Genomic DNA, 23,005 nt, shown 5'->3' on the forward strand with positions numbered 1-23,005 from the left:
ACAATGCTGCAATACGCCGTGCTATTACAGTTCGTAATACTGTACTGTAATACTGAAATAATGCAATATGCAATGCTGTACCACGGGTGTTGTATCCACGGGTGTTGTACCATATAATGCTGCAACACGGTGCAATGCCCGGCTAACGGAACCAGGGGACCTTATTGTCTAATAAAACGGCTGTGGAGTCCTTTAGAGCGGGAAATAGTCGGGAAATAACACTAGCGTTGCATTAACTTTTGCTAAAGATTTCCCAAAAAAGCTACCTGGAAATTTAACGGTTGCAGCAGCGGCTATTTTCCGAAAAAAGACCTTTTCTAATTTCTAACGGTTGTAAGCGTCGTTATTTGCCTGAATCTAAGCAAACTAAGACGGATTTCAGTGAAATAAGCGTTATGGCAACCGTTACAATTTGAAATCAACGTTTTTGGCACAAATAACGCTTGTGGCAACCGTTAGAATAATGGTGTGGCTAGAAAATGTATCTTGTCAGATTTAATGCAACGATAGTGGGGAATTAAGCAAATAGCGTCATCTGGGTCCGCTAGAAAAAAGAGGACAGGGTATGGCAGGATAAACGGCTGAGGGCTGGCGAATCTGTATATTACTAGAAATGTGTGTGCCATTCGATGGCTAGGGAGGCGAAAATGATGCAGAACCGCAAGTTGTGGAGCTATAGCCTGGTCGTTATCGTTTGCGCGCTGCTGCTGCTTGGATTACAGCGGTTTAAAAACGAACAATCCGATTTGGCCGGAGTAGGTGATCCGGTGTCTGCCGGCGATTCGCTGGAAGCCGCAGGCGGGCAATTGGAGAAGCTGCTTGCGATCGGGACGGCGTTGACGCCGGACCCTTACCTGGTTACGGTCAAGTGGCAGGGAAAGTGGAAGACGCAGCTTGCGGAGGAGGAAGCGGCCGGCGCGCTGGCCACTCGGCTGGGCCTTTCCGAACCTCAGACGGAAAATGTTCAGGGTCATAGCGTATACAAAGCGAACGGTTCCAGCGAAGGCGTTCGCCTGACGCTGGATGTTACGGCGCAGAGCGAGGGGCAGTATTACGTCGTGCTGCGGCTTGAAGGCGCCGGCGGCACGGCGGGGAGCGCGGAGCGTATGCTGGACGTTCAGCAGCTTGCCGGCGAATCCCTGGCCGATGAAGGCGTGCAAATCGCTTGGAACGCGGCCGTTCAGGGCATCGGCCTGGCAAGGGCGGGTGCGAGTACAAGGACGGAAAGCGAACCGGCAGAGAGGGAGCAGGCAGAGAACGAATCGAGCGAATCGAAGCTGGGTGCGGCAAGCGAGTCTCCGCCGGAGGTAATGGACGATTTGCCGTCGGGCGCAATGGGCAATTCCCCACCGGGCGTATCGGGCAATTCCCCGCCGGGCGTAACGAGCGATTCGCCGCAGGATGCGCCAAGCGAACCTGCACCTGCACCGGCGGGGCGGACCGTTTCCGCGGTACTTGCGGGATTGGAACAGCAGATCGAGGATGAGTTGGGCCAGAAGCTGGAACGCGTGGAAGGCTTTGAAGACGAGCTGACGGCAAGCCAATCTTACGCTGTGCCGGGGTTTCCGATTACGGCGCAAAGCGGCAAACGCCAGGTTGCGCTGCAGTTGGCCGTCCACCGCAATGCGGACACGGGCATGGACGAGATTGCGGTCGGGTCGCCGTTGTTGACGGTGGAGTATTAACGGCGGATAGGCCCGCATTGGTGATTGAGTATAAAACAACTTAGATGGCTGGAATCCGTTGTTAAGGCGGGTTCTTTTTCAAATATAGAGGGGCAAAGGATCATGAAAGAACTAAGCGGCAAGCATACAGACAACTCGAAACTGGTTCAGCGGGAAAGTGAATCTAGTCATTTCCCGGCCGACATTCCGGGCGATATTTCAGTTTATGAAACGGCGGAGCTGTATGGTGAGCGGGGGCGCTTTCGGGTGCTGCAGTTTGGCGACGGGGCTGTGCAGGGGGCGATGGATATAAATCGGCCGGAACGGATCATACTAGAATATCCGCGGGCGATGCTTCATTTGCTGGAGCATAATGTGCCGGATTGCGACAAAGTGTTTATGATCGGCCTCGGTGCGGGGACATTGGCGGCGCATTTGGAGGCAGCGGGCAAGCAGCTGCTCGTCGCGGAGATCGATGAGCGCGTTGTCGCCATAAGCCGCAGCCATTTTGGATATGCCGGGAGTTCCGTGCGGATCGGTGACGGGCGGCGGATTTTGGAGGAGCAGCAGGCCGCCGGTTTTGACGGAATGATTATTGACGCTTTTACGGAAAAAGGGACGCCGCGGCATCTTATTTCCTCGCCGTTTTTCAGGCTGTTGGCGGAGAAGCTTCGCCCCGAGGGAATCGTTCTGCTTAACGTGTTTGGCAGAGGGAAACGCGATGAACTGACGGCGGCGATCGCGGCGACGCTGCGGGAATATTTTGCTTATGTCCGAGTTTTTTCTCTGCCGGCGGAGCATACTCATGCTAAGCGGAACATGGTCATTGCGGCCAGCTGCCAGCCGATAGGTTATGACCGCCGCTATCTGGCCGGGTTTGATGAGATCGAGCTTCAAGAAGGTTATATCATTGAGGATCGAAGCTGGTAATCGGTTATCATAATCGGTTACGGTATCGGATATGTTATAGGGCAGTTACAATGGATAAATGAAAATTAGATAAAAATTAGATGAAGTTTTCTGAAAACTTAACAACTTTTGAAGCTTTTTGAGATTAAGGTGATGGCAACATTTTGCCGAATGTGCTAAAATAGCATCACATCTCGTGATGCCTTGTAAAGAGATATCCTTGATTGGGAATTGAATAAACATACACTATATTACATAGAAAGAATGAGGAGCCATGGCTGAAAATCAACATCAACAATCACCTCAGGCACCTGGGGCGGTATTTTTTATTTTCGGGGCAACCGGCGACTTGGCGCGCCGCAAGCTGTTCCCGGCGATTTATTCGCTGTATCGCGAAGGCCGGCTCGCCGAGGATTTTGCCGTGATCGGCGTCGCCCGGCGTCCGCGTTCACCGGAGGAGTTCCGCGAAGACCTGCACGCTTCGATCCAGGAGTTCTGCCGTTACAAGATCGAAGACACCGAGCAGTGGGCGCGGTTTGCCGATCATTTTGCGTATAAATCGCTGGACATCAACAACGTGGACGGCTACCACGAGCTGCGCGAACTGACCGAATCGATGGAATCCCGGTTCGGCATTCCCGGCAACCGTCTGTTCTACTTGGCGCTGGCTCCGGAGCTGTTCGGCAGCGTATCTTTAAACTTGAAAAAAGGCGGCATGCTGGACACCCGGGGCTGGTATCGCCTCGTCATCGAGAAGCCTTTCGGCTACGACTTGGAGTCGGCTCATAAGCTGAACGAAGAGCTGAACCAGGTGTTTAAGGAAGAGGAAATTTACCGGATCGACCACTACCTGGGCAAAGAGATGGTGCAAAATATAGAAGTGATCCGCTTCGCCAACGCCTTTTTCGAGCCGCTGTGGAACAACAAGCATATCGCCAACGTCCAAATTACGCTGAGCGAAACGGTCGGCGTTGAAGAGCGCGGCGGTTATTACGACCATGCGGGCGCGCTGCGCGATATGGGACAAAACCATATGCTGCAAATGCTCACGATGATCGCCATGGAGCCGCCGAGCCGGCTTTACGCGGAGGATATCCGCGACGAGAAAGTGAAGGTGCTGCGTTCCCTGCGTCCTTACGAAACGGCGGAGGAAGTCAAGGCCCATGTCGTGCGCGGCCAATATACCGCCGGAGAAGCGAGCGGGAAGAAATTGCCGGGATACCGCGAGGAAGACAAAGTCGATCCGAACTCCAACACGGAAACGTATTTTGCGGCAAAAGTATTTGTCGACAACTTCCGCTGGGCCGGCGTTCCGTTCTATATCCGGACCGGCAAGCGGCTGCCCGTCAAAACGACGGAGGTGGTCGTCGAATTCAAGCAGATGCCGACGAACGTATATCTCGGCCAAAAGCATTCGCTGGAGCCGAATCTGCTGGTTATCCGCGTCAATCCGATGGAAGGCATCTACATCAAAATCAACGCCAAAAAGCCGGGTTCGGAATCGCAAATCGAACCGCTGGCGATGGAATTTTGCCAAAGCTGCCTGGTCGGCATCAACTCGCCGGAGGCTTATGAGCGCTTGCTGCACGATGCGGCGCAAGGCGATTCCACATACTTCACCCGTTGGGACGAAGTCGCCGCCGCTTGGGCGTTCATCGACCATATCGCCGCAGCCTGGGCGCAAAACCCTGCCGACGTCAGCCCTTATCCCGCCGGTTCCTGGGGACCGAAGGAAGCGGAAGAGCTGTTGGCTAAAGACGGCTTCCACTGGTGGCCGGTCAACGGTCAAGAGGAAGACAACGTCGTTTGGATCGCTCCCGATCAGAAGTAACCCTTTTGTAACGGCGGCGCATGTTTGCGGAATATGATATATTAACCTAAAACACCTTTATGTCCCTTGATGGGGTAAAGGTGTTTTTGCGTAAACAAGGAACAAAATATGTTACAATAAAAAACGTGAATTTGTGGACGAGAGGAATGTGAGCATGAGCAAAGCATTGGAACAAGTGCTGCAGCAGGAGGTCGACAAACGGCGCACGTTTGCGATCATCTCCCACCCGGACGCCGGGAAAACAACCTTAACGGAAAAACTGCTGCTGTTCGGCGGCGCGATTCGCCTTGCCGGTTCGGTCAAAGCGCGCAAAGCGAGCAAACACGCCACCAGCGACTGGATGGAAATCGAAAAGCAGCGGGGGATTTCCGTAACTTCCTCCGTCATGCAGTTTGATTATAACGGGCACCGGGTCAACATTTTGGATACGCCGGGCCACCAGGACTTCAGTGAAGACACGTACCGCACGCTGACCGCGGCGGACAGCGCCGTGATGCTGATCGACGTCGCCAAAGGCGTCGAGGCGCAGACGATCAAGCTGTTCCAGGTATGCGCCAAGCGGGGAATTCCGATTTTTACGTTTATCAACAAGCTCGACCGCGAAGGGCGGAATCCGTTTGAATTGATGGAAGAGATCGAGCAGGTGCTGGGTATCCGCTCCGTGCCGATGAACTGGCCGATCGGGATGGGCCGGGAGCTGTCCGGGGTATACGACCGGATGAAAAACCAGGTGGAGCTGTTCCAGGGGGACGATCATTCCACCATTCAGGTGAAAAAAGTCGAGGACTACCGCGACCCGGTCATTCGTGAAATGGCTGGCGAATACCTCCATGAACAGCTGTGCCAGGACCTGGAGCTGCTGGACGTGGCGGGTGATCCGTTTGATCTGGAGAAGGTGAGACGGGGCGAATTGACCCCGGTATTTTTCGGCAGCGCGGTCAACAACTTCGGGGTGCAGACATTTCTGGAAAACTTCCTGCAGCTGGCGCCAAAGCCGGAGCCGCGCCGCAGCACGGCGGGGCTGGTCGAACCGACGAACGAGAAGTTCAGCGGATATGTTTTCAAAATCCAGGCGAACATGAACCCGGCGCACCGCGACCGGATCGCCTTCCTGCGCATCGTGTCGGGCAAATTTGAACGCGGGATGTCCGTGAAGCATGTACGGGCGGGCAAGGAGATCAAGCTGTCCCAGCCGCAGCAGTTTTTGGCGCAAGACCGGGACATTGTTACGGAAGCGTACCCGGGGGACATTATCGGGTTGTTTGACCCGGGCATTTTCCGGATCGGCGATTCACTCAGCCAAGGCAGCGAAATTGTGTTTGACGAGCTGCCGACGTTTTCACCGGAAATTTTCGCGAAGGTCACGGTCAAAAACGCGCTCAAGCACAAGCAATATCAGAAAGGCATCGATCAGTTGACCGAAGAAGGCACGATTCAGGTATTTACGACGGTTGGCTTTGAGGATACGCTGCTTGGCGTGGTCGGCCAGCTGCAGTTCGAGGTGTTCGAATACCGGATGAAAGGGGAATACGGCGTCGACGTGATGCTGCAGCGGATGCCGTTCCAGTTCGCGCGCTGGATCGTGGCGGACAAAATCGATCCGTCCAAATTCCGCATCAACTCGACGCTGGTTAAGGACAAAAAGGGTAATTATGTCGCCTTGTTCGAAAACGAATATGCGATGCGGACGGCGATGGAGAAAAATCCGGATGCGCAGTTTCTTGAGACAGCGCCTTAATCCGTCCCGGACATTTACTGCAAACAAGCCTTCTTTCGGCCGGCATGGGCCAGAAGAAGGCTTGTTTGCTTCACCCCGCGGGCCTCGTTATCTCAAAGGCTTCAGATTCAAGGCGTCGACCTGTTGCTTTAGAACGGAAACGAGCTCGTTTTGCTTGGCGTCGTCGAGGTTTTTCCAGATCAATTCAAACACGACTCCCAAACCCGGCAGGGCCGCCTCCTGAACGTCGATCGAGCCCTCGATCATGTCCCGCAGCGCCGCCTCGTCCTTGCCGTTGATTTTGTGCATGATCGCTTCGCGCAAAGTGAGCGTAATGGCCGGCATAGCGATTCCTCCTTTATCGATGGTACCTGTCCAATGCTTAATGTGTCCTGTAAACCGGGGGAAAATTCAAGTTTGCCGGGGATTGTGGTATACTTAATCGAATGAAAAAATGCCCGGGTGGTGAAAATATGGCGCATGCGAACAAAAAACAATTTGCCGTGATCGGGATGGGCCGGTTCGGTTTAAGCGTAGCCACTGCGCTCAGCAATATGGGATTGGATGTGTTGGCAATTGATGCGGACGAGCACCGGACGCAATTGGTAGCCAATTTGGTCACGCACGCCGTTTCCGCGGATTCGACCGATGAAGAAGCGCTGCGGGCGCTAGGTATTCGCAATTTCGACGTCGTCGTGGTCGCGATCGGCGAAGACATACAAGCGAGCATTTTAACGACGCTGATTTTGAAGGACTTAGGCAGCCCGCTCATCGTGGTGAAAGCCCAAAACGAGCTGCACGGCAAAGTGTTGCAGAAGATCGGCGCGGATAAGGTGATTTATCCGGAGCGGGATATGGGCTTAAGGGTTGCCCATCATTTAACGTCACCGAATGTGCTGGATTATATCGAGCTGTCGGACGAGTACAGTATCGTGGAGATGCGCGTCTCTGCGGAGATGGTCGGCAAAAACCTGATTGAGCTCGATATTCGCGCCCGTTTCGGCTGCAACGTGATGGCGATCAAGCGGGGCGCCCGGATGAACATTTCTCCTTCGGCCGCGGAGCGGCTGACGGCAGACGATGTCCTGGTCATCGTCGGCGAGAAGAACGACCTGACCAAACTGGAACTGGCTTACGCGGAAGCTTAGCATGAACCTTTAGTATAAGGATGGGCCTGATATTATGGAGATACTGTCTCCGCAGAATTCCCGCGTCAAGGAATGGGCGGGGCTGCTTGAGAAGAAAAACCGGGACAAGCAACATAAATATTTGATCGAAGGCGTTCATTTGGTGCAGGAGGCGCTTCTGGCAGGGGCCGAAATGGAATGCGTCTGCTACGATATCGAAGGCGGCATTCCGGCGGGCCTGCAGGCGGCGGCGTCCGCGCGCCTTGATGTGCAGTGGATCGGCGTGTCCTCCGCCGTGATCGGCAAATGCAGCGATACGAAGACGCCGCAGCCGGTGTTCGCGGTCGTCCGCAAGGACCGCGGGGCGCTTGCTCCGCTCCTGGACAAGGAGCGGAGTTTGGTGGTAGTGCTGGACGGCGTGCAGGATCCCGGCAACGTCGGCACGATCATCCGCAGCGCCGACGCGGTCGGTGCGGACGGGGTGATCGTCGGCGCGGGCTGCGCCGACATTTACGGGCCCAAGGTGCTGCGCGCCACGATGGGCTCGATCTTTCACTTGCCGGTGGTGAACGGCAATCTGGAGGAGGTGCTGCCGCAGGCGAAGCGGCGCGGCATCCGGCTCGCCGGAACGAGTCTGCAGGCGGCGGCGAACTGCTACGCCTACGACTTCACCGGCCCGGTCTGGCTGCTGTTCGGCAGCGAAGGCGGGGGCCTCAGCCCGGAAGTCCGCGAATTGATGGACGACGGCCTGCTCATCCCGATGCGCGGCCGCGCGGAATCGCTAAACGTAGCGATGGCCGCATCCGTGCTGCTGCACGAGGCGATGCGGCAGCGGTATTTTTCGCAGCAATAATTCCCGTCCACAACCCTAAATAAGTGTTCAGGGATAAGCATAAAGCAAATAAAAAAGACGCTTCTTGGGCAAGTTCCCCAGCATAAGCGTCTCTTTTTATTGCACTTTTAATTCAAGTAAGCGCCCCCGGAACAGCATATCAGGAGGCTCTTTCCCCGTTTTAATTCAGTATCCTACACCATGACGATTAGTAGTAATATCGGGTTTGGTCAGGTTTCCGCCAGGAGTAAGAATTGTAACAACCGGGGTTACTGCGAGAACAGCAAAGTTACACAGGGCTACCAGTAAAATCAGTTTCTTTTTCATTCAGTTTTTGCACCTCGCTAATTAATGTTTTATACCGAAATTTTGCATCTTCATTTGCAACATCTCGATATTGTTCAAACAGCCCTACACATTTAAGCATATCGTGTTCGCTGTGAATTTCAATAGCGAATGCTAAACTATCCAAGACATATTTTAGCCCTCGATCATAGCCCTTTTTCTTCAAATAATAGACTCCCAAACCTGACAACAAGCCTACAAATCGATCATCAGTATAATGTATGCTAAGTTTCCCGACACGGCTTTGTTGTTCTTGATGTTTTAAAAAGGACTCATATTGTTCAAGTATAGAGTCAATGTTAATATTGAACTTGTTAGCTGCAATCACGATTTCACATAAGGCTATAAACACTTCATTTTCTCTGGTTGAAATATAATTCAAGTATTCAGGTAAAACCTCGACCTTGCCGGACAATAATTGATACGTGTAACGGTTGCCTTCGGCCCATTCCTGAAACTGGAGGATTACAGCCTTTTCTTCTTCATTCGGCTTCTTAACCCAGCTACAATCCGTATACAGAGAAACATAGTGCAATGCATCCTCATATCTGCCAAATTCAAAATAGGTTACACCTAATATTAAATAAGCATACAGAATATAACCAATAATCGGCTTTTTGGTTTCTGGCGATTTCTTACTACCGTTCAGCCCATAGTGAACCGTTGCCCTGATTTTTAGTTTTTCCGCCAGTCCCGCTATCTTGTCCCAACGATGAAGTGAAGCAAACACATTGATTAATTCATTAAGCGCATCCAGTTGATACTGCTCTTCCAGCCGATCGACAAAATACTCAAAATGTAAAGCCAATGATAAATTCTTATTCTGGTCCTTAGATAATCCTAACGTAAATAACCGGTATTGGCAAAGGGCCAGCCGCTCGGAATGCTGTTTCTGTTCACTTTCCGCAATAGATTCGTAAAGTATAATAGCCGCTTCCCGCTTTCCTTCTTGAAAAAACTGCTCGGCCAGGTTAAACAACAGCGGGATGTAAGAAAGATTATCCATCATCAACTTAACCACTTGCTCGATACAATCGAGTTTGTTTAAACCGGCACAACGTTTTAGAAAAGGGCCAAGCCTGCGCCAATCCGGGCTGGCCTGGAAAAAGCATTCATCGATGTATAATTCGTAAAAATACCCTTCGGGAAGTCCCATTCCTGCCGTGATCCGGTCAAGCTGCTGCATGGCAATGGGGCGATGACCGTTGATAATGCCGCTTAGCGTTCCGGAATTGATCTGCGTAAGCTCGGAAAATTGGTTTAACGTCATATTTTTGCTTTTCAGAAATTCTTCCAGTCGACCACGAATGGTTTCCGGCTCTTTTTCCAACGTCTTCAATTGGACACCTCCTTTGCTCATTTATGGAATATAAAACCATATATTTCATATAGTATAGGTTAATTAAACGGCGGTCAATAGAAAAGGAGGAAAAATGTGTAACAAATATCGAACCGGTTGAACATTTTAAAAATGAGGGCATTCCGACTTTGGATGCCCTTTCTTACTCAATTACTGCTAAAGTGATCTACAATTTGATAGCGAAGTCCTTCGATTCTTGCTTTCTCCGATTTAGGCAAACCAAGCGTCCGACTTTTTGTGCTGCACATCCAGCACGAGCAATGGATTTTGGCTTTCGACAGCCTACCGTATTGGTTGTTTTGTACACGCCACTGAAAGTGTTCGATTAGTTTTCTCTTACGATTAATAACTCTGTTTCTGTGGTGGCGATAATAATCGCGAGTCCGATTGTTATTTGTCGGTTTCATGCTCCATCACGCTCCCTGGGATTAGGGCTTAGCCTGCAACAACCCCCAGAAAGATATTTGTTGTTACAGGCTAAGCATGATGGTATGGTTCTGCATTTCGAACATGGTTTCACTCCCTAGTTGAATTTATTTACACTCAATCCAGCTGTTTTAATAGACGCTATTTGAATACAAATGTTCCGATGAACTTGGATTTGGGGCCTGCGGGGACTCGCATAGACGGGATCTTTTTCTTTGAATAAGTGGGTTCGTGTCTTGGTGGTGTCCCTGTCTGCTGCCTGCCTTTGCACGATTATCCCCTTCGTTCAGGGGGGGGAGGGGGGCTTAGTGTACGGAATAAATAAAAAAGAGATAAGGAAAAAATGAGGCGGTTCAGTGAGATTTTCGGCTTGATAAGAGAACGCATGTTTGCTATAATGAAATAAATGGAATCTATGTTCGTATATTCTTGATTCGGGGGCGAGCGAATATGGAAGTCAATACGGGAACGGAACTTCAACCATTCAGCAGCCGTTTTAACAGCGAGCAGGACTGCATGGAAGCGCTAATCGTGATGAAGTGGCCAAACGGCTTTGTCTGCCCGCGCTGCGCTCACACCCGGTGCAGCTATCTGACTTCCCGGCATATCCCCTTGTTCGAGTGCGGAAAGTGCAAGCATCAAACATCGCCTTTGGTCGGCACGATTTTTGAAGGAACGCATCTCCCCCTGGTGAAGTGGTTTCAGGCCCTGGAGTTGTTCCTGCTTGAAGGCGGCATCTCGGCGCTGCGGCTGCGCCAGGTGATCAGGGTCGCCTACAAGACCGCCTGGTCAATGCTGCACAAAATACGTCATGCCGTGGGGGAGTTCGATGCCCGGGAACTGCTTTCCGGAGACGTGAAGGTGAACAGCGATCAGTATGGGCGTAATCCGTCCCGGTGTCAGCTTTCGCATCCGTACGCCTCGGCGGTCGTAGCCGGCTGCACGGTCACGGAGTCGGGCGAGCCGGAGCAGGTCAAAATCCGCCTAGTGCCGTATAAGCGGGGAGGCGAAAAGAGGGCAAACCGTCACGATCTAATCGCGTTTATTGGCGGGCATGTGGATGTCCATACATCGGCGGTGCAGTCGTTCCCTCAGGCCTTTCGGCTGTATGTGCCCTTGCGGAAAGTGGTAAGAGAGGCGTGGGAATCGCTGAAGAGTACGTATGGAGCCTTGGGACTGAAGCATCTGCAGGCGTACTTGAACGAATACACCGGACGCCGCCGGCTGCGCCTGCAAGGAGGACGGCCCGGAGCGGAAGAAACGATGCGGCAGAAGTTGCTGCACATGTGTGTGGCGATTCCGGGTATCCCTTACCGCCGGCTGATCGCGCGCCAACCGAACCAGCCCCTTGCGGCTGCGGCCTAATAGGAATGATTGAACGCTACAGACGTTGCTGCAAACGGATTCAAGGTGCAGCAAGATCATGGTCTTTTCATTTTTTTTCGGTGTCTTGCCCCATTCCTATCGTCAGGTCTGCTTCATTTCTTTTCTCCTAAACCTCCTTTTCCCGAACCTGTGTCTAATGATCTTGAACATGTCTGCTTCTCACAAACATATCGTCTTTTCCTGAATATATCCTATCATCCCGAACAATATCCTCTTCTCCCAATATATCTCTTTCTACCTGAACTTATCTTCTTCTCTGCTTCCTGATCAAACGGGATAATCATGCAAAGGCGTCCAGACAGCGGGTGTTGCTCTGCCAACCAACCATCCCACCGGCCTTCTCCAGCTCAACTGTTATTTGCCAAGACAGGTTGCGATATAATAGAAGTATATAAGTATACTATACGCACGGTGAAATGAAAGGGAAGTAGAGGTAATGAGCAATCCGGAAGCTTTTTTTATACGAAAAAAACAAGAATTGGGCGTTGAACTTAATGAGGTGCAGAAGCAAGCGGTGCTCCATACGGAAGGGCCGTTGCTTCTGCTCGCTTCGCCCGGGTCGGGCAAAACTACGACGATGATTATGCGGATAGGTTATCTTATCGAGGAGAAAAACGTGGATCCCCGCCGCATCAAGGCGGTTACTTTCAGCCGGGCGTCGGCGAACGATATGAAGGAGCGGTTTAAGCGCTTTTTTCCCCAGCTTCCGGCGGTTGATTTTTCGACGATCCACAGCTTTGCTTATGAGGTGATGCGGGAATATTTTCGGAAGACAAATAGGGCTTTTCGCATCATTGAGGGCAATTTGGATGCGGAGGAGGAAGGAAAGTATGATCCGCATCGTCCGCCGCTGCACAAAAAAGTCATTTTGCGGAATTTGTTCGAATCCATCGTTGGCGAGAAGATGACCGATGATCAGATGGAGGAACTGACTACCTACATCAGCTACATCAAAAACAAAATGATTCCTGCGGACAAATGGTCTTCGGTCCGGGTGGATGTCCCCGAGGCGGAACGGATTTTGCGTGAATACGAGAGTTTGAAAAGGACGGGGTATGACGGGCTGCTGGTGGATTTTGACGATATGCTTGTGCTGGGAAACGAGGCTTTGCGGGAGGATACGGAGCTGCTGCGGCGGTATCAGGAACGTTTTCGGTATGTGTTAACGGACGAAAGCCAGGACACTTCCCAGGTACAACATGCCATTATCGAAAAATTAGTCCGGGAACACGGCAATTTATGCGTGGTCGCCGACGACGACCAGTCCATTTACAGCTGGCGCGGCGCGGAACCGGCCTATCTGCTGAACTTCAAGCAGGTATATCCGGATGCCGCCACTTTGTTCATGGAGCAAAATTACCGTTCCTCGCAGGATATTGTTGCCGTTGCAAATCAGTTTATCAAGCGGAACAAAAACCGCTACGACAAAAATATGTTCACGAGAAACCCGCCGGTCAAGCCGATCAAGATCAGAAGTTTTTCGGATTACCGGGATCAATCGAAATATCTCGTGCGGGAAATCCAAAGATGCGAAAATCTCTCTGAAGTTGCCGTGCTTTACCGCAACAACTCGTCGTCCATCGCCTTGATGAATCAGTTTGACCGGGCGGGCATTCCTTTCTATATGAAGGATGCGGATCAGCGTTTTTTCTCACATTGGGTCGTCGAGGATGTTTTAAATTTTATGCGGATGACGTTTACCGATAAACGGGCGGACATTCTGGAGAAGATTCACCTGAAATTGAACGGGTATATCAGCAAGCAGCAGATGGCCGCGTTAAAGCGGATCGACAATAATGAGTCGGTTTTCGACAATTTGCTGCGGCATGTCCCATTGCAGGATTATCAAGTAAAGCCGTTGCTGGAAAGCAAGGAAACTTTTCAGCAGATGAGCGGGATGCCGCCGCGGCCGGCCATTCGCGTCATTCGGGGGCGTTTGGGTTATGAAAAAGCGCTGGAAAAGCTCTGCCAGCGGCTTGGATTCCGCAAGGAATATTTGATCGGCATCCTGAATACGCTGGAAGACATTGCTGACGGGCTGGACACGATGGAGGCGTTCGCCGACCGGCTGAAGCATCTGGAGTCCGTACTAAAGCATGCCAAGTTTAGAAAAGACCAGAACGCTGTGACCTTTTCAACGTTTCATAGCGCCAAGGGACTTGAGTTTGAGCGGGTGTATATGATTGACCTCGTGGAAGGCATCATTCCATCTTCCGATGATCTTGGCGCGGATGACATGATGGAAGAAGCCGTCCGCTTGTTCTATGTCGGCATGACCCGGGCGAAAAAACATCTTGAGCTGGCCGCGTATCGTAAGAGAGACGGTGAGGAAGCCGTGAAGTCGCGGTTTGTAACGGCCGTCAGGGACATCATAAATCCGCCGGACGAGGAAGGGGCGGGGAACCGGAAAAAAGATAGCCGGGGAAAAGCTTTCAATCCCAACGCGTTTCGCAATAAGGCGGATTTGACTCCGGAGATGTCCGTTCGCCACAGGGTATTCGGGTCAGGGACGATCATCAAGATCGATGAGGATCTGGACCGGATTCACATTCGTTTCGCTTCGCGGGAAAAAGAATTGTCCATAGCCACTTGTCTGGAAATGGGGCTGCTGGAGCCGGTATGATATTATGAAAAAGCCCCGAAACCCATGAGCCATGGTTTCCGGGGCTTGCTGTTTGCTTCAGATACGGGCCTTTTCGGAGGCGGGGTTGAGATCGAGCGCTTTTTGATTCAACTCGAGGTCCTTCAAATATTTACGGATTTTCGATTCAAGCTGATCGATGATCAGCCGCTGCATCTCCGGGATATGTTCTTCCATGCAAAACCCGGATACCGTCAGGTTGCCGTCGCAGTAAGATTTCGTTTCATGGACCGCCATGTTCAACTTTTCTTTATACAGCCTTTTTACAGCGCCGTTGGCCGGTTTGATTTCATAGTAGCGGTTCGTTTCGATCAGCAGTTTCCAGGGCGTTACTTTAAAATTCAGTTGATCCCGCCGTAGATCTCCGGTGACCTGGTACAGTTGTTTTGAGCTGTTCATGATGAAATGTCCCCTTGAATGTTTATGCTGCAAAATGAATGCGTCATATGAAAAAAGAACTAAAAAGTGATACTAAAGAACTATAAAACAAATAAGAAGGAAAAACAAGTGTTAACTATTATCCTGGTTCTTTCCATGTCCTTCTTTTTTTGCCCTGTCCCGCATAACTTGTATAGAAGCTTTACCGGTGCAAGGGGGCTGGACAATGCGAATACGGCGCGGGTGGAAAAGCCGGAGAAGAAGACCGCGAAGCAGGCGGACGCTGTGGATCGTCATCTTGGCGATCGCCTTTTTTGCTGTGTTTGAATTTTTTCAATATGTCGAAAAGCATATGCGGGAGCCGATCATTCACTTGGCTCAAATCCGGGTCAAGCAAATTGCCACCGATTCGATTAATGACGCCATCGCCGCCCAGGTGGCGAGCGGGCAGCAGGTCGAAGACTTGATTGATTGGAAAACCGACGATTCCGGTAAAATCACTGGATTTATGCTAAATTATTCGGCGCATATGAAAATCACGTCCGAGACGATTCAAACGGTAAGGCATACGCTGGAAGACGTGTCGAGGCTGTCGGAGCATATCCCTCTCGGCCAGGCGCTCGGGAGTCCGATTCTCGCTTCGTTTGGGCCCAGCATTCCCATTAAAATCGAACCGAAGGGCGACGTCAAGGTGGACCTGAATACGCGCCGGCAGGATGCGGGGATCAACATGATTCTGGTGGAGGTGTTTTTGCGGGTAAAGACGGAGCTGGCCGTTGTCGTTCCCTTCGATATGCAATCGCAGGTCGTGGAAACGGAAATCCCGGTTTCCTATTTGCTCGTCGTCGGCGATGTCCCGATGTATTATTATGACAGCAAAGGCAATCCGGTCGGAGAAAGCCAGGCGAGCGCGCCGAATATCGCTTTGCCGTCGCTGCCGGGAACGGAGGAGAAACGGGAGCGGCAGCTCCCGGACGGAATGAACTCCGAACCGGGGAATGGCGCGGCGCCGGAAGCCGATCCGGGCGAGCCGGACGCCGAATGGGAACCGGCGGAAAACGCGGGACAGAACGCAGGCGAACACACCCCTTCTCCCTGACTCGGATATGAAATGAAAAGGGCCGATCCATGTTCAGGAGCCGGGCCTTTTATTTTTTTTCGCCGCTTCGGCGGTTTCCCATTTTTTGAGCAAAGGATACGGATCAAACGCCCAATCCGCACTGCCCGTATCGCGGTAGATGCCGTAATGGAGATGAGGGGGGAATTTGCCCGACGTGCCGGGCGGCCCGTATCCGCTGCTGCCGACCCAACCGATCGTTTGCCCCGGCTCGACGATGTGGCCGACTTCAACGCCTTTGGCATAGCCTTGCAGGTGTGCGTAGTAATGATAGCGGTTGTAAATGTCGCGGATTCCGATACGCCAACCGCCATATGGGTTCCAGCCCTTCGTTTCCACGATGCCGTAGCAGACGCTGCGGACGGTCAGGCCCATCGGGGCGAACAGGTCGGTGCCTTCGTGGATCCTGTTGCCGCCCCATCCCCGCCGGTCTCCCCAGGTATCCCGGTATGTATAGTTGCTGTGAAGCGGCAGCGGAAAGGCGCTGTCCGACAGGTCCACCCTGCCAAACGTTTTGTACAGCTTGGCGAACTGGCGGATCCGCTCCACGGCCGAATCGCTCTGATAATAACGCCATAAGGCGATGCGGAAATCGTCTTCGTTGTAGCCGAAGCCAAGCAAATAGGAGGCCATGGTAAACAAAGCGTCCCGGTCGTTTTTCGGGTCGGCGGCTCCGTCGGACGTCGCGTCCCTGCCGATGCCTCCGAACAATCCGATCGTCGCCGGATTCCGGTCCTCCGGATCGGGGTTAAGCGGACCGGCCCAAAAGGCTTCCTTAAAGCGAATTCCGGTCAGACGGTCTTCCTGCTGTTTTTTCCGCGGCGTGATGGTGCGTTCATATTGGTCCACCGCCGCCAGCCAATACCATGGGATTTGGGTCAAAATTCCCATTTCTTTGTAAAGGCTGCGACGCAGCTCGTACACGTTTTTGGCGGAGCCGGCGGCGGCCGTACCCGGCGCTTCGGCATAAGCGGCTCCAAATCCGGGAATCGTCCACAAAGACGAAAGGATTGCCACGCAAATCAAGCATCGAGCATATTTGCTGAAGGAGATCGGATGAGACTTCACGTGATGATTCCTCCTTTACAGGTTTGTTGAACGTTCCTTAGCTTGAGGCAAATGCTGTGTTTTTATTCCATTTCATAGGTTTTTCTGGACGATTCATGGTATAATAAAGACCGCTACGGCTTATTTCAAGAGAAAGAAGGTCTGTTGCCTTGGCTAAACAACTCCAGCCCAAACCGGATTGGATCCGGATCAAGCTGACAACCGGCGACAATTATCAGGACATCAAAAATATGATGCGTTCCAAAACGTTACATACCGTGTGTGAGGAGGCGCGGTGTCCGAACATATACGAATGCTGGGCGAACCGCACCGCAACTTTTATGATTCTCGGGGATATTTGCACCCGGGCTTGCCGTTTCTGCGCGGTAAACACCGGCATGCCCACCGAGCTCGATCTGCAGGAGCCGGAGCGGGTGGCCGAAGCGGCCGAGAAGATGAATCTGCGCCACTGCGTCGTTACCAGCGTGGCCCGCGACGATTTGCGCGATGGGGGAGCCAGCATTTTTGCCGGGACCATTGCGGCGATTCGCGCGCGCCTGCCTTTTTGCAGCGTCGAAGTGCTGATTCCCGATTTTCAGGGAGATGAAGAGGCGCTTCGCACTGTTATGGAAGCAAAGCCGGACATCCTAAATCACAACATTGAAACGGTGGAGCGGTTGTCCGACCGGGTGCGGGCAAAGGCGAAATATCGCCGTTCTCTCGAACTGTTGCAGCGTGCCAAAACGATGAAACCGGATATCCCTACGAAATCGAGCATCATGCTCGGCGTCGGCGAGGAATGGGAGGAAATCCTGCAGGCGATGGACGATCTGCGCGCCGTTGATTGCGATATTTTGACGATCGGCCAATATTTGCAGCCTACCCCTCAGCATTTGCGGGTGGAGAAATATTATACGCCCGAACAATTTGCGGCTTTGAAGGAGGAGGGCATGAAGCGGGGATTCAGCCACGTCGAATCCGGACCGCTGGTCCGCAGCTCCTATCATGCGCATGAGCAGGTGAAATCGGCCAAGAGCCGCAAGGAAGAAGGCGTTTCAACATCATCCTAATAGCTGATTTAAGGAGGAAACACCCTTGATTCAAATCGGCGGAAGAACCTACGAACTGATTCAGAACTACAAAAACGCCTGGGACCCTGAAGCCTTCAAGCAAAGATACAGCGAGGTTTTGGACCGTTACGATTACATTATCGGGGATTGGGGGTACGAGAAGCTCCGCCTGAAAGGTTTCCTGCGGGACAATCATCCGAAAGCGAACCGGGATACCGCTTTTTCCGGGATTACGGATTATATCAACGAATATTGCAATTTTGGCTGCGCCTACTTCGTGCTCCAGAAAGTCAAGGATAATCATAATCATGCGGAAACGGGGCACGCGGGCGGCAAATAGGCGTCTGGGCTTAGCGGCTGGCTGTCAGACCATGGACAGCTGGCTTGCTGAACACAGGCTGCTAGAACGGCCGTGGGCTGCTGAACAACAGGCTGCTAGAAATGGTCTGGGCTGCTGAACACGGGCTGCTGGATGATCTAGCTGCTGAACAACAGGCTGTTAAACACGTGTACGGGGTATGAACGTTCAATACATAGCGGTAAAAAGGTGTTATCTTTTGTTCAAGATTTCGTTAAATGCGTTGGCTTTTGAATCGATACAGGTCGCCCGCCGGAAATCTAACGGTTGCAGCAGCCGCTATTTATCGAAAAAAGCCCTTTTCTAAATGCTAACGGCTGTGAGCGCCGTTATTTGCCTGCCTCCAAGCAAAAATTGCCGGTTTTCAGTGAAATAAGCTCCATGGCAACCGTTACAATTTGAAATCAACCGTATTGGAACAAATAGCGCTTGTGGCAACCGTTAGAATATTGGTTTGCCCAGGAAATGTATCTAGACGCCTTATCTCCTAGTTTGTCTGCTTCTTCAGCTTCGCCACCTGTTCTTCGGACAGCCCCGTAACTTTAGCAATCAACGATATCTCCATTCCCTCACGCAGCATATTAAGCGCGGCCTTTTCCTTCCCTTCCTCTCTACCTTCCTTCAAACGTTCCTCGTACCCCCTACGACTCCACGCAGGCATCAGTTTGGACCCACCTTCATGATTCAAACCGCAAAATCGGTTGTAGCGGCGTGCTCATCTCCAGCGATCAGCATGTGAAAGCAATGCCTTCGATTGATAAGGCTATTTGCTATGTACTTTTTGATAAGATAAGGTAAAATCTAGCGGTGGTGTCATCTTATGCAACGGGAGAACAGAGAATCGGCCCACAAGACAACCCAAGCTGCTAAAGTCTGAATGAAATTGAATGTTTGTGATATATTTTGATTGATTTTTGCTGATTTTATGATACTATAAGAAACGGATAGGTGATGAAAATGCTTACAGAAGAAAGATACGATTTGATTATGAAGCGCTTACAGGAACAGGGCGTCGTTAAGCTTCAAGAGTTGGTCGAGCTGCTGGATGCTTCGGAATCTACGGTTCGCCGCGATCTTGTCGATCTTGAAAACCGGAATCTGCTCAAGCGCATTCACGGGGGTGCCACACTGGCCAATCAGAAAAGCTGGGAGCCGGGCATTGAAGAAAAAACGTTCAAAAACATTCAACAAAAGAACGTTATTGCCCGTTTGGCCGCCGAACAGCTTGTGGACGGGGAATGCATCTATCTGGACGCCGGAACGACGACGCTGGCGATGATCCCTTTTATTGAAGCCAAAGATGTCACGGTTGTTACGAACGGTTTGTCACATGTCGAAGCGCTCGTCAGCAAAAACATCAGAAGCTATCTATTGGGCGGGATGATGAAGGTGCATACTAAAGCCGTGATCGGCAGCATGGCGCTGCAAAACCTGGACAATTTCCGGTTTGACAAGTGCTTTCTGGGGACGAACGGAGTTGACGCGGGGATGGGTTATACAACGCCCGATCCGGAAGAGGCCATTATAAAAAGACGGGCTCATCAGCTATCCGGACGTACCTACGTGCTGGCCGACTCCAGCAAAATCGGAGACATCGCTTTTGCCAAATTATTCGATTTGGAGGAAGCGATTCTAATCACCGAGTCGCTGCCCGACGCTTGGCGCGGACCCATCACCGAGAAAACTAAAGTAATCGAGGGATAACCATGATCTATACTGTAACGCTTAACCCTTCCATCGATTATGTCGTGGAAGTGGAGGATTTGAAGCTGGGCGGTTTGAACCGGATGACCCGGGATTTAAAGCTTCCCGGAGGAAAAGGAATCAACGTGTCGCGCGTGCTGAACCGGCTTGGCGCGGAGAATACGGCGATCGGCTTCCTTGGCGGGTTTACCGGCCGCCATATTGAAGATTTGCTGCGCGGGGAAGCGGTTCGTACCGATTTTGTGCATGTCGCCGACGATACGCGGATTAACATCAAGCTAAAGCATGGACAGGAAACGGAAATCAACGGCCAAGGTCCGAAGATTCGTCCGGAGGAAGAAGAAGCTTTGATGCGCAAGCTGTCGGCGTTAAAGCAAAACGATGTTGTGGTCCTGTCCGGCAGCATCCCTTCGTCACTCGCCGCCGATTTCTATCAGCGGATCATCGGCGTTTGCAGAGCGACCGGCGCGGATTTCATTATCGACACGACCGGGGAGCCGTTAAAACAAGCGCTTGCCAGCCGGCCGCTGCTGATCAAACCGAATCATCATGAATTGGCCGATTTGTTTGGCGTGGCGTTGGAATCCAAAGAACAGATTGTCGCTTACGGCCGAAAGCTGCTTCAGGAGGGCCCGCGCCACGTCCTGATATCGATGGCGGGCGACGGAGCTTTCTTCATCACCGGAGAGGAAGTTTACTACGCGAACGTTCCGTCCGGCCAAGTCCGGAACTCGGTCGGAGCCGGAGACTCGATGGTCGCCGGGTTCGTCGGCACGCTCGCGCTGGGGGGGGACGCTCTTGAAGCGTTCCGCACGGGCGTCGCTTCGGGAAGCGCAACGGCGTTTTCCGATGACTTGGCGACGCGGGAGCGGATCAATGAGCTGCGGCCGCAGGTGGAAATTTCCCGTTGGTCATGAGACGAGGGTAAACGGGGACGTTTTAAGCCATCAGCCATGTTTCGATACATGCTTATATCGATTTTGAACTTGGTATATAAGTTGAACTTAAGCAAAGGCGGGAGTCTAACTTATATAGATTCTTATAGGGAGTGAGTACCATGAGAATTACGGATCTGATGATTAAAGAAACGATGATTATGGATTTGCAGGCGTCCAGCAAAGAGGCGGCGATCGACGAGCTGATCGCCAGCCTCGCGGCCAGCGGCAGAATCAATGACCCGGCAAAATTCAAGGCAGCGATTCTGAAGCGCGAGGAGCAGGCGAGCACCGGGATCGGCGGGGGAATCGCCATGCCCCATGCCAAAACCGCTGCGGTGAACGAGCCGACCGTCGTGTTCGCCAAAAGCGGCCAAGGGGTCGATTACGACGCCCTGGACGGCGAGCCCGCTTATTTGTTCTTTATGATCGCCGCTCCGGAAGGCGCGGGGAACACGCATCTTCGCACGCTCGCCGCGCTTTCGCGTCTGCTGATTGACAGCGGCTTCATCGCCAAATTGAAGGAAGCGAAAACGCCGGACGAAGTGGCGGCGCTGTTTGATGCCAAACAAGCCGAGGAAGAGGCGGCTAAAGAAGCGGAAAACTCAGCTGGAGCTAACGGTGGAACGGGCGGGAACAAAAGCGGCCCGAGCGCAAACAGAGCGAATACCAACGTGACCGGTGGGGATGCAGCGAAGAAGGAAGTGCCGACAGCTTTCAGCGGCGGCGGTCCGGCGGACGCGGAGCCGTTCGTCGTCGCCGTTACCGCTTGCCCTACGGGGATCGCGCATACATTTATGGCCGAAGACGCGCTGAAGAAAAAAGCCCGCGAGATGGGGGTAGCCATCCGCGTCGAAACCAACGGCTCGGAGGGCGCGCAGAACGTGCTTACCGCCGATGAAATCCGCCGCGCCCAAGGCGTTATCGTAGCGGCGGACAAAAATGTGGAGATGGCCCGGTTTGAAGGGAAGCCGGTCCTGCAAAGACCGGTCTCCGACGGTATCCGCAAGCCCGAGGAGCTGATCCGGAAAGCGGTGAGCGGCGATGCGCCGATCTACCGCGGCGGCGGCGCCAAATCCGCTGAGAACGGAAACGAGGAGCGGAGCGGGCGCAGCAAAATTTACAAGGATTTGATGAGCGGGATTTCCCATATGCTGCCCTTTGTCGTCGGCGGCGGGATTTTGCTTGCTGTCTCGTTCCTGATCGAGCAGGTGGCCGGGGAGAACAGCCCGCTGTTCCAACTGCTGCAAACGATCGGCGGCGGAAACGGGGCTTTCCACTTCCTGATTCCGATTTTAGCCGGCTTCATCGCTTTCAGCATCGGCGACCGCCCGGCCCTGATGCCCGGGATGGTCGGGGGTCTGATGGCCGTCAACGCCAACGCCGGCTTCCTTGGCGGGCTTGCGGCAGGTTTCCTGGCCGGGTATGTCGTTATCTTGCTGCGTAAGGTTTTCGCCGGGCTGCCGAAAACGCTGGATGGACTCAAGCCTATCCTGCTGTATCCGATATTCGGCCTTTTGATCTCCGGCTCCATCATGTTCTACATTGTCGATCCGATCTTCAGTTGGATTAACACGGGGCTTATCGATGTGCTGAATCACCTGGGTACCGGAAACATGGTGATTCTCGGACTTATTCTCGGCGGTATGATGGCCATCGATATGGGCGGGCCTTTCAACAAAGCCGCTTACGCTTTCGCCATCGGGGTGTTTACGTCGAGCGGAAACACCAACGGAGCGATGATGGCCGCCGTTATGGCCGGCGGGATGGTTCCGCCGCTGGCGATCGCTTTGGCCACGACGTTTTTCAAAGGCAAATTTACGGAGCAAGAGCGTAAATCCGGGGTGACGAACTACGTGCTTGGTCTCTCCTTTATTACGGAAGGCGCCATTCCGTTTGCCGCGTCGGACCCGATGCGCGTTCTGACCTCTTGCATTCTGGGCTCCGCGATCGCGGGCGGGCTGACACAGCTGTGGAAAATCAACGTTCCCGCGCCGCACGGCGGCATTTTCGTCGCCGTTCTCGCCAACCATGCCCTGCTGTTCCTGCTGGCGGTGCTGATCGGCTCGGTCGTTTCCGCACTGGTGCTCGGGGTATGGAAAAAGACTTTGGCGGCGAATTAAAACGGGTAATCCCGTTATACCGAAAAGAACTGCCT

General features: G+C 52.6%; 19 protein-coding genes. 14 read left to right on the forward strand and 5 right to left on the reverse strand.

What is annotated here, in order from left to right:
- Nucleotides 1-650 precede the first annotated feature (650 nt).
- From NYE74_RS09245 to NYE74_RS09260, 4 genes are all read left to right on the forward strand, one after another.
- Nucleotides 651-1,685, forward strand: coding sequence for a hypothetical protein (locus tag NYE74_RS09245; RefSeq protein WP_036619794.1), 1,035 nt, complete (start codon nucleotides 651-653; stop codon nucleotides 1,683-1,685).
- A 102-nt stretch (nucleotides 1,686-1,787) separates the two neighbouring features.
- Nucleotides 1,788-2,594, forward strand: coding sequence for a spermidine synthase (locus tag NYE74_RS09250; protein WP_082207677.1), 807 nt, complete (start codon nucleotides 1,788-1,790; stop codon nucleotides 2,592-2,594).
- 253 nt (nucleotides 2,595-2,847) lie between these two features.
- On the forward strand, nucleotides 2,848-4,404 hold the full coding sequence (gene zwf / locus NYE74_RS09255) for a glucose-6-phosphate dehydrogenase (protein WP_036619795.1): 1,557 nt from the start codon (nucleotides 2,848-2,850) through the stop codon (nucleotides 4,402-4,404).
- 154 nt (nucleotides 4,405-4,558) lie between these two features.
- Nucleotides 4,559-6,142 carry a peptide chain release factor 3 gene (locus tag NYE74_RS09260; RefSeq protein WP_036619796.1) on the forward strand — a complete coding sequence of 528 codons (1,584 nt, stop codon included), beginning with the start codon at nucleotides 4,559-4,561 and terminating at the stop codon, nucleotides 6,140-6,142.
- Nucleotides 6,143-6,229: 87 nt separating this feature from the next.
- On the opposite strand, the gene sspI is transcribed toward NYE74_RS09260, so the two are convergent.
- On the reverse strand, nucleotides 6,230-6,466 hold the full coding sequence (gene sspI / locus NYE74_RS09265; protein ID WP_036619797.1) for a small acid-soluble spore protein SspI: 237 nt from the start codon (nucleotides 6,464-6,466) through the stop codon (nucleotides 6,230-6,232).
- A 128-nt stretch (nucleotides 6,467-6,594) separates the two neighbouring features.
- Between sspI and NYE74_RS09270 the strand changes: the two genes are divergently transcribed.
- A complete protein-coding gene (locus tag NYE74_RS09270) occupies nucleotides 6,595-7,269 on the forward strand; it encodes a potassium channel family protein (RefSeq protein WP_124333212.1) in 675 nt (224 codons plus the stop codon).
- Between the two features lie 34 nt (nucleotides 7,270-7,303).
- Nucleotides 7,304-8,101, forward strand: a complete 798-nt coding sequence (locus tag NYE74_RS09275) for a TrmH family RNA methyltransferase (protein WP_240752068.1) — start codon at nucleotides 7,304-7,306, stop codon at nucleotides 8,099-8,101.
- Between the two features lie 268 nt (nucleotides 8,102-8,369).
- Here the strand turns inward: NYE74_RS09275 and NYE74_RS09280 are convergent, their stop codons facing one another.
- Nucleotides 8,370-9,764 carry a helix-turn-helix transcriptional regulator gene (locus NYE74_RS09280; RefSeq protein ID WP_326045118.1) on the reverse strand — a complete coding sequence of 465 codons (1,395 nt, stop codon included), beginning with the start codon at nucleotides 9,762-9,764 and terminating at the stop codon, nucleotides 8,370-8,372.
- An 897-nt stretch (nucleotides 9,765-10,661) separates the two neighbouring features.
- On the opposite strand from NYE74_RS09280, the gene NYE74_RS09285 reads away from it, so the two are divergent.
- Both NYE74_RS09285 and NYE74_RS09290 read left to right on the forward strand, forming a co-directional pair.
- Complete coding sequence (locus NYE74_RS09285; protein ID WP_124333209.1) at nucleotides 10,662-11,576, forward strand: transposase; 915 nt, start codon at nucleotides 10,662-10,664, stop codon at nucleotides 11,574-11,576.
- Nucleotides 11,577-12,033: 457 nt separating this feature from the next.
- A complete protein-coding gene (locus tag NYE74_RS09290) occupies nucleotides 12,034-14,220 on the forward strand; it encodes an ATP-dependent helicase (protein WP_115311350.1) in 2,187 nt (728 codons plus the stop codon).
- A 57-nt stretch (nucleotides 14,221-14,277) separates the two neighbouring features.
- Here NYE74_RS09290 and NYE74_RS09295 read toward each other — a convergent pair whose 3' ends face one another.
- The gene (locus NYE74_RS09295; protein WP_036619805.1) at nucleotides 14,278-14,637 is read right to left on the reverse strand and encodes a hypothetical protein; all 360 of its coding nucleotides are present in this window, start codon (nucleotides 14,635-14,637) and stop codon (nucleotides 14,278-14,280) included.
- A gap of 205 nt (nucleotides 14,638-14,842) precedes the next feature.
- Here NYE74_RS09295 and yunB point away from each other — a divergent pair, with 205 nt between their 5' ends.
- Complete coding sequence (gene yunB, locus NYE74_RS09300; RefSeq protein ID WP_036619806.1) at nucleotides 14,843-15,715, forward strand: sporulation protein YunB; 873 nt, start codon at nucleotides 14,843-14,845, stop codon at nucleotides 15,713-15,715.
- 33 nt (nucleotides 15,716-15,748) lie between these two features.
- Here yunB and NYE74_RS09305 read toward each other — a convergent pair whose 3' ends face one another.
- A complete protein-coding gene (locus NYE74_RS09305; RefSeq protein WP_213510580.1) occupies nucleotides 15,749-16,801 on the reverse strand; it encodes a M23 family metallopeptidase in 1,053 nt (350 codons plus the stop codon).
- 149 nt (nucleotides 16,802-16,950) lie between these two features.
- Between NYE74_RS09305 and lipA the strand changes: the two genes are divergently transcribed.
- Complete coding sequence (gene lipA, locus NYE74_RS09310) at nucleotides 16,951-17,850, forward strand: lipoyl synthase (RefSeq protein ID WP_036619809.1); 900 nt, start codon at nucleotides 16,951-16,953, stop codon at nucleotides 17,848-17,850.
- A 25-nt stretch (nucleotides 17,851-17,875) separates the two neighbouring features.
- The gene (locus NYE74_RS09315; RefSeq protein ID WP_036619810.1) at nucleotides 17,876-18,190 is read left to right on the forward strand and encodes a YutD family protein; all 315 of its coding nucleotides are present in this window, start codon (nucleotides 17,876-17,878) and stop codon (nucleotides 18,188-18,190) included.
- A 505-nt stretch (nucleotides 18,191-18,695) separates the two neighbouring features.
- Here the strand turns inward: NYE74_RS09315 and NYE74_RS09320 are convergent.
- Nucleotides 18,696-18,869: a hypothetical protein gene (locus NYE74_RS09320; protein WP_270620240.1), complete on the reverse strand. Its 174-nt coding sequence runs from the start codon at nucleotides 18,867-18,869 to the stop codon at nucleotides 18,696-18,698.
- Nucleotides 18,870-19,165: 296 nt separating this feature from the next.
- Here NYE74_RS09320 and NYE74_RS09325 point away from each other — a divergent pair, with 296 nt between their 5' ends.
- The 3 genes from NYE74_RS09325 (at nucleotide 19,166) to NYE74_RS09335 (ending at nucleotide 22,970) form a co-directional block, all read left to right on the forward strand.
- On the forward strand, nucleotides 19,166-19,912 hold the full coding sequence (locus NYE74_RS09325; RefSeq protein WP_036627562.1) for a DeoR/GlpR family DNA-binding transcription regulator: 747 nt from the start codon (nucleotides 19,166-19,168) through the stop codon (nucleotides 19,910-19,912).
- Between the two features lie 2 nt (nucleotides 19,913-19,914).
- Entirely contained in the window at nucleotides 19,915-20,829 is a 915-nt protein-coding gene (pfkB, locus tag NYE74_RS09330) for a 1-phosphofructokinase (RefSeq protein WP_036619811.1), read from the forward strand.
- 140 nt (nucleotides 20,830-20,969) lie between these two features.
- On the forward strand, nucleotides 20,970-22,970 hold the full coding sequence (locus tag NYE74_RS09335) for a PTS fructose transporter subunit IIABC (protein WP_036619812.1): 2,001 nt from the start codon (nucleotides 20,970-20,972) through the stop codon (nucleotides 22,968-22,970).
- The last annotated feature ends 35 nt before the right edge of the window (nucleotides 22,971-23,005 follow it).

The organism is Paenibacillus sp. FSL P4-0127, assembly GCF_038007325.1.
In the GTDB taxonomy this organism is placed as follows: domain Bacteria; phylum Bacillota; class Bacilli; order Paenibacillales; family Paenibacillaceae; genus Fontibacillus; species Fontibacillus macerans.

Excerpts from the sequence above, each read along its gene's own strand:
- NYE74_RS09335 (WP_036619812.1), top strand. The coding sequence starts at position 20,970 with ATGAGAATTACGGATCTGATGATTAAAGAAACGATGATTATGGATTTG.
- NYE74_RS09290 (WP_115311350.1), top strand. The coding sequence starts at position 12,034 with ATGAGCAATCCGGAAGCTTTTTTTATACGAAAAAAACAAGAATTGGGC.
- NYE74_RS09260 (WP_036619796.1), top strand. The coding sequence starts at position 4,559 with ATGAGCAAAGCATTGGAACAAGTGCTGCAGCAGGAGGTCGACAAACGG.
- sspI (WP_036619797.1), bottom strand. The coding sequence starts at position 6,466 with ATGCCGGCCATTACGCTCACTTTGCGCGAAGCGATCATGCACAAAATC.
- NYE74_RS09295 (WP_036619805.1), bottom strand. The coding sequence starts at position 14,637 with ATGAACAGCTCAAAACAACTGTACCAGGTCACCGGAGATCTACGGCGG.
- pfkB (WP_036619811.1), top strand. The coding sequence starts at position 19,915 with ATGATCTATACTGTAACGCTTAACCCTTCCATCGATTATGTCGTGGAA.
- NYE74_RS09285 (WP_124333209.1), top strand. The coding sequence starts at position 10,662 with ATGGAAGTCAATACGGGAACGGAACTTCAACCATTCAGCAGCCGTTTT.
- zwf (WP_036619795.1), top strand. The coding sequence starts at position 2,848 with ATGGCTGAAAATCAACATCAACAATCACCTCAGGCACCTGGGGCGGTA.
- NYE74_RS09270 (WP_124333212.1), top strand. The coding sequence starts at position 6,595 with ATGGCGCATGCGAACAAAAAACAATTTGCCGTGATCGGGATGGGCCGG.
- NYE74_RS09245 (WP_036619794.1), top strand. The coding sequence starts at position 651 with ATGCAGAACCGCAAGTTGTGGAGCTATAGCCTGGTCGTTATCGTTTGC.
- yunB (WP_036619806.1), top strand. The coding sequence starts at position 14,843 with ATGCGAATACGGCGCGGGTGGAAAAGCCGGAGAAGAAGACCGCGAAGC.
- NYE74_RS09275 (WP_240752068.1), top strand. The coding sequence starts at position 7,304 with ATGGAGATACTGTCTCCGCAGAATTCCCGCGTCAAGGAATGGGCGGGG.
- NYE74_RS09250 (WP_082207677.1), top strand. The coding sequence starts at position 1,788 with ATGAAAGAACTAAGCGGCAAGCATACAGACAACTCGAAACTGGTTCAG.
- NYE74_RS09320 (WP_270620240.1), bottom strand. The coding sequence starts at position 18,869 with ATGCCTGCGTGGAGTCGTAGGGGGTACGAGGAACGTTTGAAGGAAGGT.
- NYE74_RS09325 (WP_036627562.1), top strand. The coding sequence starts at position 19,166 with ATGCTTACAGAAGAAAGATACGATTTGATTATGAAGCGCTTACAGGAA.